The organism is Serratia sp. PGPR-27 (assembly GCF_022678525.1).
GTDB lineage: Bacteria > Pseudomonadota > Gammaproteobacteria > Enterobacterales > Enterobacteriaceae > Serratia > Serratia nematodiphila.
The window spans coordinates 48,039-64,890 of record NZ_JALBYS010000018.1; the positions used below are offsets into that span (position 1 = coordinate 48,039).

At 62.3% G+C, this 16,852-nt stretch carries 10 protein-coding genes; 3 read left to right on the plus strand and 7 right to left on the minus strand.

What is annotated here, in order from left to right; all coding sequences use genetic code 11:
• Positions 1-25 precede the first annotated feature (25 nt).
• Positions 26-1,378, minus strand: a complete 1,353-nt coding sequence (gene yegD / locus MMS95_RS11885) for a molecular chaperone (RefSeq protein ID WP_021504427.1) — start codon at positions 1,376-1,378, stop codon at positions 26-28.
• Between the two features lie 164 nt (positions 1,379-1,542).
• Between yegD and alkA the strand changes: the two genes are divergently transcribed.
• Positions 1,543-3,033 carry a DNA-3-methyladenine glycosylase 2 gene (alkA, locus tag MMS95_RS11890; protein WP_242141727.1) on the plus strand — a complete coding sequence of 497 codons (1,491 nt, stop codon included), beginning with the start codon at positions 1,543-1,545 and terminating at the stop codon, positions 3,031-3,033.
• An 8-nt stretch (positions 3,034-3,041) separates the two neighbouring features.
• On the opposite strand, the gene MMS95_RS11895 is transcribed toward alkA, so the two are convergent.
• The 6 genes from MMS95_RS11895 to ppk1 all read right to left on the minus strand — a co-directional run bounded on the left by MMS95_RS11895 (position 3,042) and on the right by ppk1 (position 12,631).
• Positions 3,042-3,395: a DNA-binding protein gene (locus MMS95_RS11895; RefSeq protein WP_004941591.1), complete on the minus strand. Its 354-nt coding sequence runs from the start codon at positions 3,393-3,395 to the stop codon at positions 3,042-3,044.
• Positions 3,396-3,590: 195 nt separating this feature from the next.
• On the minus strand, positions 3,591-6,875 hold the full coding sequence (locus MMS95_RS11900) for a diguanylate cyclase (RefSeq protein WP_242141728.1): 3,285 nt from the start codon (positions 6,873-6,875) through the stop codon (positions 3,591-3,593).
• Positions 6,876-7,105: 230 nt separating this feature from the next.
• Entirely contained in the window at positions 7,106-8,539 is a 1,434-nt protein-coding gene (gene mgtE / locus MMS95_RS11905; RefSeq protein ID WP_004941597.1) for a magnesium transporter, read from the minus strand.
• Between the two features lie 103 nt (positions 8,540-8,642).
• On the minus strand, positions 8,643-8,825 hold the full coding sequence (locus MMS95_RS11910) for a YfgG family protein (RefSeq protein ID WP_004941600.1): 183 nt from the start codon (positions 8,823-8,825) through the stop codon (positions 8,643-8,645).
• A gap of 181 nt (positions 8,826-9,006) precedes the next feature.
• Entirely contained in the window at positions 9,007-10,557 is a 1,551-nt protein-coding gene (gene ppx, locus MMS95_RS11915) for an exopolyphosphatase (RefSeq protein WP_033632396.1), read from the minus strand.
• 10 nt (positions 10,558-10,567) lie between these two features.
• A complete protein-coding gene (gene ppk1 / locus MMS95_RS11920; RefSeq protein WP_004941606.1) occupies positions 10,568-12,631 on the minus strand; it encodes a polyphosphate kinase 1 in 2,064 nt (687 codons plus the stop codon).
• 396 nt (positions 12,632-13,027) lie between these two features.
• Between ppk1 and MMS95_RS11925 the strand changes: the two genes are divergently transcribed.
• Together MMS95_RS11925 and pstA are read left to right on the plus strand one after the other, a co-directional pair.
• Entirely contained in the window at positions 13,028-15,199 is a 2,172-nt protein-coding gene (locus tag MMS95_RS11925; RefSeq protein WP_242141729.1) for an ABC transporter permease subunit, read from the plus strand.
• A complete protein-coding gene (pstA, locus tag MMS95_RS11930) occupies positions 15,196-16,845 on the plus strand; it encodes a phosphate ABC transporter permease PstA (RefSeq protein WP_099982099.1) in 1,650 nt (549 codons plus the stop codon). The genes MMS95_RS11925 and pstA overlap by 4 nt, the downstream gene beginning before the upstream one ends.
• Positions 16,846-16,852: the final 7 nt, after the last annotated feature.

The window sequence follows — 16,852 nt, forward strand, 5'->3', positions numbered from 1 at the left end:
CGCGGCGAGCCGCGCCCTTGGGCTGTCAACGGAACAGCGTTTGCGCCCAGCGCGCCAGCCCGGCGGTGACCGAGCCGAAGTCGTTGCCGCCGACGATCGGAATGCCCGGCAGCTGCTGTTGCAGCGCGGCGCGCAGCAGCGGCGAACGCGCGCTGCCGCCGGTCAGGTAGATCACCTGCGGCGCGGTCTGGCTGCTGGCCAATGCGGCGCTGACCTGCTCCTGGATGCGCATCAATGGCTGCGAGATGGCGTCGGCGAGCTGATCCTGGCTGATGCTCTCCGCCAGATCGGCCTGCACGAAATTGAGCGGCGCGCTGATGGCCGTTTGGCCGGACAGGGCGATCTTACTCTCTTCGGCCGCACGCACCAGTCGGTAGCTCAGGCGCTGCTGGTACACTTTCAGCAGGCGTTTCACCTTTTCCGGCTCTGCCGCGTCGAGGATCAGATCGCGCAGCACGCGGCCGTTGGCGGCGCTGTAGAAATCGTTTTGCGCCGGCACGTCGTTGGTCGCCACCGCGTTCCAGTAAGGCAGCGCCGGCAGGGCGATGCCCTTCGCGGTTTCGCCGCCGAGGCCGAACAGCGGCATCAGCTGTTTGAAGGCCAGCATGATGTCCAGATCGTTACCGCCGACCCGGCAGCCGCTGTGGCCCAGCAGGCTCTGCTGGCGATCGGCGCGGTCGCGCCACTGCGGCCCCATCAGCAGCACCGAGCAGTCGGTGGTGCCGCCGCCGATGTCCACCACCAGCACGGTTTGCTCTTCGCTCAGCGTCGCCTCGAAGTCCAGCCCCGCCGCCACCGGCTCGAACTGGAATTCAATCTCCTTGAAACCGGCGCGTTCGGCGGCGCGCTGCAAAATGCCCTGCGCCTGCCGGTTGGCTTCGTCGCCGCCGATGCCCTGGAAGTTGATCGGCCTGCCGATCACCGCCTGATCGATGCCGGTTTGCAGCACGTTTTCCGCCTGGCGTTTGATGTGGAACATCATGGCGCACACCAGGTCTTCGAACAGCGCGATCTGCTGCGGCTTCAAGCCGTTGGCGCCGAGGAAGGACTTCGGCGAGCGCACGAAGTACACCTCTTCCGGATCTTCCATATAGTGCGCCAGCGCCTGCAGGCCGAACAGCACGCTGTCGCCGTTGACCGGAATGTCTTCTTCGCGGTTGTAACTGATGGCGCGGCGCAGCAGCTGCTGGTTTTCTTCGCTGCCGGTCGGGATCTGCCAATGGCGGTGCAGGCATTCGCTCACCGCTTCGCGGGTCGGCGCGCACAGCATCGAAGGCAGATAGGGCGCGTTGTTTTCCAGCGTCAACAGCTCGGGGCCGTGGTCGCGCATCACTGCAACGGAACAGTTGGCGGTCCCGTAATCGAATCCAATAAACATCTCTTTTTTGTCCCCATGCCAATGAAGGGGGGCGACTTTACCCGAGACGGGGCCGGCGGGCAATGCGCCAATGCGCGAGTGTCGAAAAATTTAGCGGGCGCGGCGGCGGCGTGCTTAACTTAATGTCCGAATTCCGCACGTCAGCGCGCTAGCCGAGTCCCATAATGCAGAAAAAACCGAACCCGAGCGTTGCCATGAATACTCAACAGCAAGCGTTGTACGACGCGCTGCGCGCGCGTGACCGCAAATTCGACGGCCGTTTTTTCGTCGGCGTCTCTTCCACCGGCATCTATTGTCGCCCGGTGTGCAGCGCCCGCACGCCGAAGCTGGAAAACTGCACCTTTTATCCGAGCGCGGCGGCGGCTGAACTGGCGGGGTTTCGCCCCTGCCTCAAATGCCGACCGGAACTGGCGCCCGGCCTGGCGCTGATCGATCTGGGCAACCGCTATGCGCAGGTGGCGGTGCAGCTCATCGAGCAGGGCTATCTGTCCGAACACAGTTGCGAAGCGCTGGCGGCGCGGCTGGGCATTTCCGATCGCCATCTGCGGCGCATCTTCGCCGAACAGTTTGGCGCCTCGCCGATCGATTACGCGCAGTCGCACCGGTTGCTGCAGGCCAAGCGCCTGCTGGCGGACACCGATCTGCCGCTCAGCGAAGTGGCGTTCGCCGCCGGTTTCGGCAGCCTGCGGCGTTTCAATGAGCTGTTCAAGGCGCGCTATCGCCTGATACCGTCAGCGCTGCGCAGCGGCGGCGCGCGCGGTGAACGGGCCGCCGCCAGCGGGCTGGTGTTTCACCTGGGCTATCGGCCGCCCTATGACTGGGAGCGCATGCTGAATTTCTTGCAGGCGCGCGCCGTGCAGGGCGTGGAGCGGGTCGACGGACGCCGCTACCTGCGCTCGATCGCCGTCAGCCAGGGCGGCACGGAACACCGCGGCTGGGTCAGCGTGCAGCCGGAAGAAACGCGCAATCGGGTTCGGGTCGAGATCGCGCCTGCGCTCAGTCTGGTGACGACGGAGGTGTTGCGCCGGGTGCGCCTGCTGTTTGATCTGGATGCCGCGCCGGATCGCATCAATGAGGCGCTGGGCTCGCTGGCGGCCGATGCGCCGGGGCTGCGCCTGCCGGGCTGCGTGAACAGTTTCGAGCAGGCGGCGCGGGCGGTGCTGGGGCAGTTGGTCAGCGTGAAAATGGCGGCGACCTTCGCCGGGCGGATGGCTGAACGCTGGGGGGAAGCCCTGGCGACGCCGCATGAGGGCATCACCCATGTCTTCCCCACCGCAGAACGGGTGGCGCAGCTGCAGCCCGAAGAACTGCGCCCGCTCGGGGTGCAGCTGAAGCGCGCGGCGGCGCTGATCGAGATCGCCCGCGCGCTGGGCGAAGGGCGGCTGCAGCTCGATAACGTGCTGGATATCGAACAGGGCATCGAGGCGCTGACCGCGCTGCCGGGCATCGGCAGCTGGACCGCCAGCTATATCGCGATGCGCGCCTGGTCGTGGCCGGACGTGTTCCTGGCCGGCGATTACCTGATCAAACAGCGTTTTCCCGGCATGACGCCGCGCCAGATAGAACGCTACGCTGAACGTTGGCGCCCGTGGCGTTCTTACGCCACGCTGCATCTGTGGCACAACGGCGGCTGGGCGCCGGAAGGGGAGAGTTGAACGCAGAGCTAGCGAGGGGTGTCGATCAGCTGCAGCAGGCGGCTCATGCCCTCGCGCATCAGGAACGCCAGCAGCTTTTCCCGCTCGGCCGGCGTCAGGTGGTAGTAATACTCGATCCAGACCCGTATCGGATCCTGGCGTTTGACGTCGTAATCCGGATGGTCGGTTTCGCGCAACGCCGACAGGCTGCGCGCGCCGAACGGCAGACTGTCGATATGGTATTCCAGCGCTTTGCCCTGTACGCCGCTGCGGCGGCGGCTGACCCAGCCTTCACGCCGGGCCATCAAATTGACCCCTTGCGGAGTTGAAGGCAACCCCGCCTTACCCATCAGTTCCCTGGCGGAAAACCATTTCTTTTCCATAGTCCCTTATCCCTGAGCCATCACCTGCCGAGGAAAATCAACGGAAACGCTGATAGTCGCATGGGCGCTTCATCTTACTTAATCGTTTAAGCTTCAGGTGTTATTTATATCACTAATCTTGTCTTGGTTAATATCATGTAACGAACGAGATGCGAGGCGCCGCCCGGGAGACGGCGCCTGAGAGGGGGGAGAAGGTTAACGGATGCCGAAATAGCCGTCGCTGAGCAACACCGCCAGCGGCTGCTCCAGCGCCACCTGGTCGCCGTCCGCCAGATCGACGCCGATATCGCGCAGCGCCTGCAGCGTCACCGGCTGGTGAGCCGGCCCGGCGAAGGTCTGCGCTTTAATGCGATGCGCCGCGCCGTTGAGCATCGAGACCATCAGCTCGTCCATCTGGTTGCAGTGCACGTTGGTGATAAAGCGCTCATCGATGCGAATGATGTCGATCTTCTGATCGCTGAGTTCATCGAACGCATTGATGTTATGTCCGAAGCCGTTGACGATCAGCCGGCAGCCCTGCTGCTGCAGTTCGCGGAGAAATGCTCGACACTGCGCGGCGTGCTCCAGTATCGCGGCCTCATCGACGCTGAACAGCAGCGCCTGCGGCGGCAGCGAGGAAGCGCGCACCGTTTCCGTCAGGTAGCGCTGGAAGTCGGCGCTCAGCAGGCTGTCGATGGCCAGCGGCAGCGCGAGCGACAGCCCTTTGCGTTTGATGTCGTCGGCATATTTCACCAGCAGTTGCGCCGCCGTCCAGCGGTCGATGTCCGGCATCAGGCCGTACAGCTGCGCGGCGGCGATGAACGCCTCGTGCGACAGCGGGCGGTCGTCCGGCGCCATCACCTGCAGTGTTACCTGGTGAAACGCGGCCGACAGCGGCGTCGCCGGCGGCGCGACCGCGTGAGTCAGCAGCCGCAGTTGCCCCTCGCTGATGATCGTCTGCACTTCCTGCAGGCTCAGCACCTCGTGCTGCCGCTCCAGCAGCTGTTTCTGCCGCGTTTCGTACAGATAAACCTGGCCGCGCCCCTGGTGCTTGGCGGTGTAGCAGGCGATATCGGCCTGCGCCAGCAGTTCGCTGCTTTTGGCGTCGGCGCTGATGTGCGTGATGCTGGCGCTGGCGCCGACGCGGTAAATCTTCCCTTCCCAGTAGAACGGGTGCTGGCTGATTTGATTAACCACTTGCTGCACCAGCGATTTGGCCTGTTCCAGCCGGCAGTCGTACAGGATCAGACCGAACTCGTCGCCGCCCAGCCGGGCCAGGCAATCGCTATGGCGCAGCTGATGCCGCATCAGCTGGGCGATGTCCCGCAGCAGGGCATCGCCCGCCGCATGGCCGGCGGTGTCGTTCACCGCCTTGAACCGATCCAGATCGAGGAACACCAGCGAATGCGGCGACGACGGTTCCCCGCCGGCGACGATCGCCGCTTTCAGCTGTTTCTCGAAGCGGGTGCGGTTCGGCAATCCGGTCAGCGCATCGTGCGAGGCGCTGTAGCTGAGTTTTTTCATCAGTTCGCGCGAGGCGGTGACGTCCTGCAGCACCATCACCGCACCCATGGTTTCCCCGTCGAGGGTTTTCAGCGGTGAGACCGACTGCTGTACGTCGAAATAACGCCCGTCGCGGCTGTGCAGCACCAGCGCATAATCCGCCGGCCATTGCCGTGGGTATTGCGTGAGGTTTTCGATTTCCGGGCCGTCTTTGCCGTTGGTCAGGCGCACCACGCCGGCGACGGGCATGCCGATCGCCAGGTCGAGCGGCCAGCCGCACATCTGTTCCGCCACCGGATTCATAAAGGTGATGCGCTGGTGGCTGTCGGTGGAGATCACCCCTTCGCCGATGGCGTCGAGGGTGATGTGCAGGCGCTCTTTCTCTTCGTGCAGCGCCTCGGCGAGGCTCTTGAGTTCGGTCATGTCGATATTGGTGCCGATCAGGCGCAGCGGGCGGCCTTGGTCGTCGAGGATCACGTTGCCCTGGCCGCGGATATGGCGCAGTTTGCCGCTGCGCGTGATGATGCGAAATTCCATGATGAATGGCCGCGGCTGCGCCAGGATCTCGGCCAGCTCGCGATCGGTGCGCTCGCGATCTTCCGGCACCAGCAGGGTGCGCCACAACGCCAGCGTCGGCGTTTGGTCGGGGGTGAGATCGTAGAGTTCGAACATGCGCTGATCCCAGGTGAAGTTTTCCTGGCTCATCACCCATTCCCAGATGCCGACGCCGCCCACCTGGTTGGCCAGCGTGATGCGCTCCACCAACCGGTTGTTCTCCGCCTCGCTGCGCTTAAGGTCGCTGATGTCCTCCACCTGAGAGATGAAGTACAACGGCCGGCCTTCGCCGTCGCGCACCAGCGAGACCGCCAGCAGCGCCCAGACCGTCTGGCCGTCGCTGCGGATATAGCGCTTTTCCATGGTGTAGCTGCTGATATGGCCGTCGAGCAGTTCGTGCAGTTGGGTCAGGTCGGCGTTCAGATCGTCCGGGTGAGTGATCTCTTGAAAGGTCAGGCGATAAAGTCTTTCGGGCGGATAGCCGAGCAGCTTGCACAGCGCCTGGTTAACCTGCAGCCATTTGCCCTCCGGCGACACCAGCGCCATACCGATGGCGGAATACTCCAGCGCGCTGCGAAAGCGGCTTTCGCTCTCGACGATATGTTGCTTTTCCACCCGGAAGGTGTGCATCACCATCGCCATGGCGTGCGCCGGGATCAGGATCAGCAACATCGGCAGATAGAGGCCGAGTTCACCCAGGAAAGTGTGCTGGGAAGACTGAAGGCGCAGCAGGCCCAGCGACAGCAGGACGGTGATCAGCAGGAGAGTGCAGAAACAGACGGTGAAGGTTTCGAAGCGCGACAGGGCGATAGCCGCCCACAGCAGCGGCAGGATGACGAAGGTAAAGGGGAAGGGCAGATGCGTCAGCGCCAGATAGCTGAAGGCCAGCGAGCCCATCAGGGTCAACAGCAGCGGATACGGATTCAGCCCGGCCAACAGACGGCGGTGATAGGTGAGCCCGAGCGGCGCCAGCGACAGCACCCCTATCGCCTCAGAGATGAACCAGGTGCCGAACGATTGCCAAAACGTCTGGTTCGGCGTGGGGGTCAGTCCGGCGGCCAGCAGCGCGCTGAACAACGGGGTAAAGATCACCGCGCAGACCACGAAGCGCAGCCAACAGCCCAGATCGCTCAGCGGATCGATCGCCGGCAGCGTGCGGCGCAGCAGCAGAGCGCACACTGCCGCTTCCAGCAGGTTGATGGCGGCCAGCTTGACGGGAATGGCGCTGAGGCCGAACAGCAGGAAGCTGGCGAGCACGATGCCTGTGCCGCTGGCCAGCAGCGGCAAACCCCAATGACGCGGGGGATGGCGATACAACACGGCGATCGCGGCGGCGGTCGGGAACCACAGCGGCGTGAAGTGATGAGCCTCACTGGATAACGACAGGCTCAGCAAGGCGAGCAAAAATGTCGCCAGCGCCACGAACAGAGAATGTGTCAGCATAACGCCTTTGTGTGTGCCGAACGCGTTCGGCGCGCTGATATCCATAGACATCCTTACCGATGACCTCTGCCAGTGATTGGATTCATGACGTGGATGAATCAAGATGATTTATTGAAAAAGGGTAGTACAGCGCGGGAGGAAAACCTACCGGGAGGGCCGACTTTACTGCGTTAGCGCAAACCCGGCGACAGAATGACGAAAAAGCCGGCGCGGGGCCGGCTTTGAGCGTCTTACAGCAGGAACAGGGTGGCGAGACCGAGGAAGATGAAAAAGCCGCCGGTATCGGTCAGCGCGGTGATGAGCACGCTCGAGCCGACCGCCGGATCGCGGCCCAGTTTGAGCATGGTCATCGGGATCACCACGCCCATTAGCGCCGCCAGCAGCAGGTTGAGCAGCATCGCCAACGTCATCACGCCGCCCATCGCCGCGTCGCCGTACAGCAGCCAGGTGATCACGCCCATGATGCCGCCCCACACCACGCCGTTGATGATGGCGACGCCCAGCTCTCTGAGCATCAGGCGCGAGATGTTGCCGACTTCGATCTGGTGCAGCGCCAGCGCGCGCACGATCATGGTGATGGTCTGGTTGCCGGTGTTGCCGCCGATGCCGGCGACGATCGGCATCAGCGCCGCCAGCGCCACCAGCTGGGAAATAGTGTGCTCGAACAGGCCGATCACCCGCGAGGCGATGAATGCGGTACAGAGGTTGATCGCCAGCCAGGCCCAGCGGGTTTTGACCGCTTTGCTGACCGGGGCGAACACGTCTTCTTCCGGGCTTAAACCGCCCATGCGGCGCAGGTTGGTGTCGCTCTCTTCGTTGACGGCGTCGACGATCTCTTCGATGGTCAGGCGGCCCATCAGTTTACCTTTGGCGTCAACCACCGGGGCGCTGATCAGGTCATAACGTTCGAACGCGCCGGCCGCTTCATCGGCCTTGTCCTCAGGCTGAAAGGTGGCGGGATCGCTGTCCATCACTTCGCGCACCGGGATTTCCGGGTCGTTCAGCAGCACCGCGGTGAGCGGCAGTTCGCCCAGCAGGGTGTTTTTGCGATCGGTGACGAACAGTTTATCGGTGGCGTCGGGAATGGTTTTGCGCATGCGCAAAAAACGGTGCACCGCGCCGAGCGTGACGTCCGGCCGCACCGTCACCAGTTCGAAATCCATCATCCAGCCGACGCTGTCTTTGGCGTACTGGCTCATCTCGCGCACCTGAGCGCGCTGCTCCGGCTCCAGCGAGGTCAGCAACCGGCCCATCAGGTTACGCGGCAGGTATTGTGCCAGATAGGCCTGTTCGTCCACGTCCAGCGTTTTGATCGCTTTGAGCAGGTCTTTATCGCTCATTTCTTCGATCAGGCTGTCCCAGACCGGTTCGGCGACTTCCACCAGCGTCTGGCCGCGCTTGCTGTTGCCCACCAGCCGCCACAGCGCCATGCGTTCGTCCTGCGGCAGCGCCTCCAGCAAGTCCGCCAGGTCGGCGGCGTGCATGTCGTCAAGCAGGCCGGTAATTTCCGCCGTTTGGTTCAGCAGTTCGCTTTGGCTGAGGGCGTGTTCATCCCCTGGCCGGCCGAGAATGCCGTCGACCAATTCCTTATTGTTCAACAACAGAGTGAGAATGCGCTGGCGGTGTTCAGCGACTTTTTTGACGTTATGGGTTGCGGCTGACATGGTGTTCCTTAACGGGCGCTCGGCGTTCCTGACGCAGGCTCATTAAAAGATAGAGCATAGCGAGTGCCGGAGTCATTTTTATGAAACGGACGGGGCGCGGCGGTTATTCAGAGGAGGCGTCCTGTTGCGGCGCGCTGACTTCGGCGGCGTTTTGCGCAGCGGCCTGCTTTTTTTCCTGATGATGAGGCACCGCCACCACGGCGGCGTACAGCAGTCGGCCGACTAAAATGATAAAGCTGATAAACAACACTATCTTCGTCATCTGTCCGGTGGTTTTCTTGCGCATATATCACCCGGTATGCCGGTGTCCTGTGTTATTCGCTCGAGAATTTGTAACCGGATTTTAGGCGCTGATGACAAAAGTTGTCCATTTTTTTCCGGCGAGCGGCGCGCCGTATTAGGGTTTCGTTTAGGTTGGCGGAGCGGGGGCGGAAAGAAAAACCCCCTGGCTGGCAGGGGGCGCGGGATCAGGCGGAGCGCTGTTCGTCTTGCGAACCTTCTTCGTCGATCAGCAGCTTCCAGCCGACGACGTCGTTCCAGTAGGCCTGCTCGCGCTCGAAGTCCAGCTGCACCAGGTTGTTTTGCGCCAGGTAGCCGGCCGGGAAGCGCAGCGTCCAGTGGTTGTCGTCGGTGGTCAGGCGCAGCGTTTCCGGCGTGGTGGTCGACTGGCGCTGGTTGTTGAGCAGGGTGCTCAGACGCAGCAGCTGGATCAGCGGCAGGTAGTGTTTCTTTTTGAACAGGTTGAGGCGCGGCAGCTCTTCCAGCTTGATCGCCTTGCGGTGGAAACGCACCAACGCCGCCAACAGCAGCTGCTGTTCTTGGTTAAAGCCAGGCAGGTTGGAGTTTTGCAGAATGTAGGCCGAATGGCGATGCATGCCGCTGTGGTTGATGCTCAGCCCCACTTCGTGCAGCATGGCGGCCCATTTCAGCAGGGCTTCCAATTGCGGATGCACCAGCTTGGTGTTTTGCGCCATCCACTGCGAATAGAGCAGCTCGGTGGTTTCCAGCACCCGCTTGGCCTGTTCGCGGTCGATGTTGTAGTGATCGGCCAGGCTTTTGGCGGTGCGGCTGCGGATGTCCTGGTGGCGGAAACGGCCTTCCATTTCATACAGCACGCCTTCACGCAGCGCGCCGTCAGACAGGCGCAGATCGCGGATCGCCAGCGCATCGAACACGCCGCACAGGATAGCCAGCCCCGGCACGAACACCGATTGGCGATCTTCCGACAGCCCCGGCAGGCTCAGCGAGCTGAAGCTTTTGAACTGCAGCACCTGTTCGGCGAGCATTTCCAGGCGTTCCAGGGTGATCAGACCGTCTTTTTCACCCATCGCTACCAGCACTTCGTGGGCGGCCTTGATGGTGCCCGAGGCGCCCAGCGCGTACTGCCAGCCCTGAATGCGGTACTGCCAGGCCAGCGTTTCCAGCTTCTGCGCCGCCGCCAGCCGCGCGCGGCGGAAGTTGTTTTTGCTGATCTCGCCGCCCGGGAAGAACAGCTGGGCGAAGCTGACGCAGCCCATGCGGCGGCTTTCCGCCAGCAGCGGCTCGAAGTCTTCGCCGATCACCAGCTCGGTGGAGCCGCCGCCGATGTCGATCACCAGCTTGCGGCCTTTCTCCGGTTGAGTGTGCTCCACGCCCATGAAGATCAGGCGCGCTTCTTCCTGGCCGGCGATGATTTCGATCGGGTAGGGGATCACTTTGGCGGCGCGCTTGAGGAACACTTCGGCGTTCACCGCCTGGCGCAGGGTGTGGGTCCCGACGATGGTGACGTTATCCGCCGGGAAGCCCTGCAGCCGTTCGGCAAACAGCGCCAGGCAGGCCAGGCCGCGTTCTATCGCCTCTTCACTGAGTACGTTGTTGCTGTCCAATCCGTCGGCGAGATGCACCCGCTGTTTTAAACGGCCCAATACCTGTAAGGCGCCGTTGACGACGCGGGCGATCACCATGTGGAAACTGTTCGACCCGAGGTCGATGGCGGCGATTTCCTGCGGTTTGTTCGTTGCAGTGTTTTTTAGCGGCATAGTTGCTGGCCTACTGTCCTGGTTGTTCCAGAGCTTTTAAATACTCGTAAATAGCCACCTGGGCGCGCACTTTGCGGCGGTTGCCGCGCGGCACGTACTGGTTGCTCAGTTCTTTATCCACATAACGGGCCTTGACCGTATCACTGAACAGGATCTCCAGAATGTCCAGAACGCGCTGTTTCAGCGCCGGATCCAGCAGCGATACCGCCACTTCGATACGGTAATCTATGTTGCGGGTCATCCAGTCGGCGGAGGACAGATACACCCGTTTGTCACCTTTGTTGTCGAAAACGTAAACCCGATCGTGTTCCAAAAAGCGATCGACGATGCTGATCACCTGAATATTGTCGCTGATCCCCGGCAGGTTGGGAATCAGGGAACACATGCCCCGCACCAGCAGGCGGATCTTCACGCCGGCGCCGGACGCGGTATATAACCGATCTACCAGCCCTTTATCCACCAGATTATTTATTTTCAACATAATGCCGGCTTGTTCCCCGGCCTGGGCGTTGGCGATTTCGTTATCGATCAGCTCATACAACTTCAGGCGCGAGTTCTGCGGCGACACCATCAGGTTGTCGAAGGTGACCGGCCGGTAGGGGTTCTCGATAAAGTTGAATACCCGGCGCACCTCGTTGGTGATGCGCGAGTCGGCGGTCAACAGCGAATAGTCGGTGTAGATGCGCGCGGTTTTTTCGTTAAAGTTGCCGGTACCGATATGAGCATAGCGCACAATTTCATCGCCTTCACGGCGCGAAATCAGGAACAGTTTGGCGTGGATTTTCAGCCCCGGCGCCGAGAAGATCACGTGCACGCCGGCTTCGGTCAGGCGCTTCGCCCAATGAATGTTGGCCTCTTCGTCGAAGCGCGCCTGCAGCTCGACCACCACCGTGACCTTTTTGCCATTGTGCGCGGCGTGGATCATCGATTCGATGATGCGCGAATCTTTCGCCACGCGGTAGATGTTGATTTTGATCGCCAGTACGCTCGGATCGAACGACGCCTGGCGCAGCAGCTCCAGCACGTGTTCAAAGGTGTGGTACGGGTAGTAGAGCAGCACGTCCTTTTCGCGAATGGCGTCGAAGCCGTTGCGGAAACCGTCGAACCAGATGTGGCGCAGGCGCGGCAGCGGCTTGTTGACCAGATTGGCCTTGCCGACGTTCGGGAAGCTGATGAAGTCTTTGAAGTTGTGATAGCGGCCGCCGGCGATCACCGAATCGTAGTTGGAGATGCCCAGCTTGCCGCGCAGCAGCTCCACCATCTCGTTCGGCATGTCGCGCTGATAAACGAAGCGCACCGGCTCGGCGGTGAGGCGCTGTTTCAGGCTGGAGGACATCAGTTCCAGCAGGCTGGATTCCATTTCGGTGACCAGATCGTATTCGGCGTCACGGGTCATCTTCATCGAATAGGCGTTGAGCGCGTCGTAGTCAAAGAAGCCCTTGAAGATATCGTCCAGGCAGTAACGCAGGATGTTGTCGAGCAGGATCATCGGCTTGCGGCGGCGCGGCGCTTCCGGCGGCAGATTGACGAAGCGCGGCACCTTGTCGGACGGGATTTCCAGCAGCGCATAGTCGATGCGCGCGCCGCGGATGATCTCCACCGCCAGATAGGTGTAATCGTCTTTCAGGAACTGCACCAGGTTGGTGTCGTGGTTGATCAGGATCGGCGTGATGTGCTGGCGCAGGTGCTGTTTGAAATATTGCCGCAGCCAGATTTGCTGGTTCTCGGACACCTGGCGTTCGTTGATCAGGAAGATCTGGTTGCGCGCCATTTCCAGCAGCAGATCGTTGTACAGACCGTCGAACTCCTGATCGGTCTTCAGCACCTTGGCCTGGATCTTTTTCAGCAGATGGCGTGAGGAACCGGCGGAGCCTTGCTCTTCGCTGATCAGGATGCGCCGTTTGAGATCGGCGAAGCGGACTTTATAGAACTCGTCGAGGTTGTTGGAGTAAATGCCCAGAAAACGCATACGTTCAATCAGGGGATTGCTCTTATCTGCGGCTTCCTGCAACACGCGCTCATTAAAGGATAACCAGCTTAGTTCTTTTTCGATGTAGAGCTTTTCCTGACCCATTGCCACTCCAGTTCAAATTTAGAATAGGATCCGGGACGCAGCGCCCGGATGCCGCTCTAGTGTCCTTCATCATTATTGCGAGAGATTGACAGGAAAGTCCAACATATCCATTGCGTTGGCGCGCGGCGTTTTTCGGCGGCAATAAATTTTCCCCGCGGCGGGATGCCCGGCAGTGAAATGATCAGCATGAAATGACGGTTAGCAGGCTTATTCTTGGCGTTATAAAGCGTGTTTATGGTCATTTTTCAGCAATATATCAAATTCATATTGTCTGATGGCAGTGTAAAAAACCTGAGTTATGGCGGGTAACTTTGTCATGCAAACGTCATAAAACTGACATAAGATGCCCGGTTATCTTACGGCGCAAGCCCGATTACATCAGCGACAGCGAGACACATGACACAGACGACGGCCAATCAACATCCCCGAGATCGCATGCGCGGGCGCATCGACCGCGGCGTGCAGGCGGCAGTGACCGCCAGCGGGCTGATGGTGCTGATGACGTTGATGCTGATCTTCGTTTATCTGCTGTTCGCGGTGCTGCCGTTGTTCAAACCCGCCTCGCTCGGCCAGGCGCAGCCGCTGCCGTTCACGGTATCGGCCCCGGCGCTGGCGCTGGGCATGGACGTGCAGCAGCGCGTCGGTTATCGCATCGACGCGCAGGGCGCGGGGCAATTTTATCGTCTGACGCCGGCGCCGAGCGGCCAGGCCCAGACGCCGCTGGCGCAGCAGACGCTGTTGGCCAAACCGACGCTGCTCGCGCAGGCCGCCGGCGAGCGCGATCTGTTCGCGTTGGCGCAGGCCGACGGCCGGTTGGTGGTGGCGCGCGCGGATTTCGCCACGGCGGAAAACGGCCGGCCGCAGTGGCAGTTCCCGCTCGGGCAGCAGCCATTGGCGCTGGATCCACAGCGCAAGCCGCTGAAACTGCTGTCGCTGGCGGATGCGCATCGCGGGCAGTATCTGCTGGCCGGAGTGACCGACGATCGGCGGCTGGTGTTCGGCCGCTTCAGCCCCGACCGGCCGCCGCAGTTCAGCGAGCGGCCGCTGGAGCACGACGGGGAGCAACTGGTGCTGACGCCGGATGGCCGCCAGCTTTATCTGCTGACCGGCAACCGACTGGCGCGTTACCAGATCGACGGCGCACAGCTGCAGCTGCGCGAAACGTGCATCTTGGGCGAACACGCCCCGTATCAGATGACGGCGCTGCCCGGCGGCAGCGCGCTGCTGATCAAGGGCGCCGACGGCAATCTGCGCGAGTGGTTCGAGGTGGAAAAAGATCGGCGCTGGCGCCTGACGCCGGTGCAGCATTTCGACCACGGCGCCGACGGGCAGGAGCTGACGGTGGCTGAGCCTTACCGCCGGGTGTTCGCCACCCTGCGGCCCGATGGCGGCTTCTCGCTGTTCTCCGCCATTCAACCGCAGCCGCTGCTGAATACCCGTTTGGGCGCCGAGGTGCGGCAGATGGCGTTCGCGCCGCGCGGCGATGGCCTGCTGCTGGAGAGCGCGCAGGGCTGGCAACGCTATGCGCTCGACAACCCGTATCCGGACGTCACCTGGCGTTCGTTGTGGGGCAAGGTGTGGTATGAGAACTACCCGCAGCCGGCCTATGTCTGGCAGTCCACCTCCGGCGAAGACAGTTACCAACCCAAATTCAGCCTGATGCCGGTGATCTTCGGCACCTTTAAGGCGGCGGCTTACGCGATGCTGTTCGCCATCCCGCTGGCTTTGGCCGGTGCCATCTATACCGCTTACTTTATGACGCCGGGGCTGCGGCGGGTGATCAAACCGGCTATCGAAGTGATGGGCGCGCTGCCGACGGTGGTGATCGGGCTGGTGGCTGGCATTTGGCTGGCGCCGATCATCGAGCAGTATCTGTTGGCGGTGCTGGCGTTGCCGCTGCTGCTGGCGGCGGCGGTGCTGCTGTGCGGCGCGTTGACCCATCGCTTTATGCCGCGCTGCCGGCCGGGCGTCGATCTGCTGTTGCTGCTGCCGCTGCTGGCGTTGACGGTGTGGCTGGCGCTCAACCTGGGGCCGCGGCTGGAGGTGGCGTTGTTCGGTGAGCCGCTGCATTTCTGGCTGGGGGATAATTATGACCAGCGCAATGCGCTGGTGGTGGGTGTGGCGATGGGTTTCGCGCTGGTGCCGATCATCTTCTCGCTGGCGGAGGACGCGCTGTTCAGCGTGCCGGCGACCCTGAGCCAGGGTTCTTTGGCGCTGGGCGCTACCCAGTGGCAGACGGTGATCAAAGTGGTGCTGCCATCCGCCAGCGCCGGCATTTTCTCCGCGCTGATGATCGGCTTTGGCCGCGCGGTGGGGGAAACCATGATCGTGCTGATGGCCACCGGCAACACGCCGATTATCGACGGCAGCCTGTTCCAGGGGCTGCGCGCGCTGGCGGCCAACATCGCCATTGAAATGCCGGAGGCGGTCTCCGGCAGCAGCCATTACCGCGTGCTGTTCCTGACCGCGCTGGTGCTGTTTGTCTTCACCTTCGTGTTCAACACGCTGGCGGAGGCGGTGCGCCTGCGGCTGCGCAAGCGCTACACGCCGAATCAGGAGGCGCCATGAAGAACTGGGTGAAGAGCGGGTCGCCGTGGATATGGCTGACCGCCGGTTCGGTGGCCGTCAGCCTGCTGGCGCTGATCGGCATTCTGTTGCTGCTGGCCGGACAGGGGATGCGCTATTTCTGGCCGAGTCCGGTTTATCAGTTCGAACTGAATCAGAACGGCGCCGGACCGGTGACGGTGATTGGCGAGTTGTATCAGCAGCAAAGCATTTCCCGGCGCCAGCTGGCCGAGGCGGGCGTTACGCCGCCGGGCGAGGCGCAGAGCGTCGAACGCTATCTGATTAAGGTCGGCAATCGCGAGCGCGAGGGGCAGGATTTCCGCACCTTGCTGGCCAGCGATATCCGCAGCCAAAGCACGCCGCGCAGCCTGTTGGTGTTGGAACGCGACAGCCACGGCACCGCCTACGGCTATCTGGCGGGGCTGCTGGAAGACGGGCAACCGCTGACCGGCCGCCATCTGGGGCAGGCGTTGCAGCAAAGGCTGCCGCAAATCGCCGCGCTCTCGCGCCAGGCGCACGACATTCAATTCCGCGACATGGCGCGCATCAATCAGCAGTTTGACGCGCTGCGGCTGCGGGAAAAACGCCTGCAGCGCGACGATAAGCTGGACGCCCGCGCACAGGACGCCATCAAGGCCGAGCGGCTGGAGCTGCAGCGGCAGTATCAGCTGTTGTCCGAACGTCTGGCGGGGCTGAACCGCGATCGCCAGCGCGATGCGTTACTGCTGCGCGACATGCACGGGCAGACGTTGACCATTCCGCTCAGCCAGGTGCGCGATGCCTGGTACCCGAACGCCATGAGCACCTCCGAGAAGCTGGCACACTGGGGCGAGCAGGTGAAGAAGTTCCTAACCGACAGCCCGCGCGAAGCGAATACCGAAGGCGGGGTGTTCCCGGCCATTTTCGGCACGGTGTTGATGGTGATCCTGATGTCGATCGTGGTGATGCCGTTTGGCGTGATCGCGGCGGTATATCTGCACGAGTATGCCGGCAACAATCTGCTGACGCGGGTGATCCGCATCGCGGTGGTCAACCTGGCCGGGGTGCCTTCGATCGTCTACGGTGTTTTTGGCCTCGGCTTCTTTGTTTACATGATTGGCGGCACGCTCGATCAGCTGTTCTATCCTGAATCCTTGCCCAACCCGACCTTCGGCACGCCCGGCGTGCTGTGGGCGGCGCTGACGCTGGCGCTGCTGACGCTGCCGGTAGTGATCGTCGCCACCGAGGAAGGGCTGTCGCGCATTCCCGCCTCGCTGCGGCAGGGCTCGATGGCGCTGGGCGCCAGCCGGGCCGAGACGCTGTGGCGCATCGTGCTGCCAATGGCGGCGCCGGCGATGATGACCGGCCTGATCCTGGCGGTGGCGCGCGCTGCCGGGGAGACCGCGCCGCTGATGTTGGTGGGGGTCGTGAAATCGGTGCCGGTGCTGCCGGTGGACGAGATTTTCCCGTATCTGCACCTGGAGCGGAAGTTCATGCATTTGAGCTTCCAGATCTACGATATGGCATTCCAGAGCCCGAGCGTAGAGGCGGCGCGGCCGCTGGTGTTCGCCACCGCCTTCCTGCTGGTGACGATCGTGGTGAGTTTGAATCTGGCGGCGATGGGTATCCGCCATTCGTTGAGGGAGCGGTACCGAGCATGGTCGCAGTAACAATGAC

Bases quoted from the DNA above. Each gene is read 5' to 3' on its own strand.
- MMS95_RS11925 (WP_242141729.1), top strand. From the start codon at position 13,028: ATGACACAGACGACGGCCAATCAACATCCCCGAGATCGCATGCGCGGG.
- alkA (WP_242141727.1), top strand. From the start codon at position 1,543: ATGCAGAAAAAACCGAACCCGAGCGTTGCCATGAATACTCAACAGCAA.
- ppx (WP_033632396.1), bottom strand. From the start codon at position 10,557: ATGCCGCTAAAAAACACTGCAACGAACAAACCGCAGGAAATCGCCGCC.
- pstA (WP_099982099.1), top strand. From the start codon at position 15,196: ATGAAGAACTGGGTGAAGAGCGGGTCGCCGTGGATATGGCTGACCGCC.
- yegD (WP_021504427.1), bottom strand. From the start codon at position 1,378: ATGTTTATTGGATTCGATTACGGGACCGCCAACTGTTCCGTTGCAGTG.
- MMS95_RS11900 (WP_242141728.1), bottom strand. From the start codon at position 6,875: ATGCTGACACATTCTCTGTTCGTGGCGCTGGCGACATTTTTGCTCGCC.
- ppk1 (WP_004941606.1), bottom strand. From the start codon at position 12,631: ATGGGTCAGGAAAAGCTCTACATCGAAAAAGAACTAAGCTGGTTATCC.
- MMS95_RS11910 (WP_004941600.1), bottom strand. From the start codon at position 8,825: ATGCGCAAGAAAACCACCGGACAGATGACGAAGATAGTGTTGTTTATC.
- MMS95_RS11895 (WP_004941591.1), bottom strand. From the start codon at position 3,395: ATGGAAAAGAAATGGTTTTCCGCCAGGGAACTGATGGGTAAGGCGGGG.
- mgtE (WP_004941597.1), bottom strand. From the start codon at position 8,539: ATGTCAGCCGCAACCCATAACGTCAAAAAAGTCGCTGAACACCGCCAG.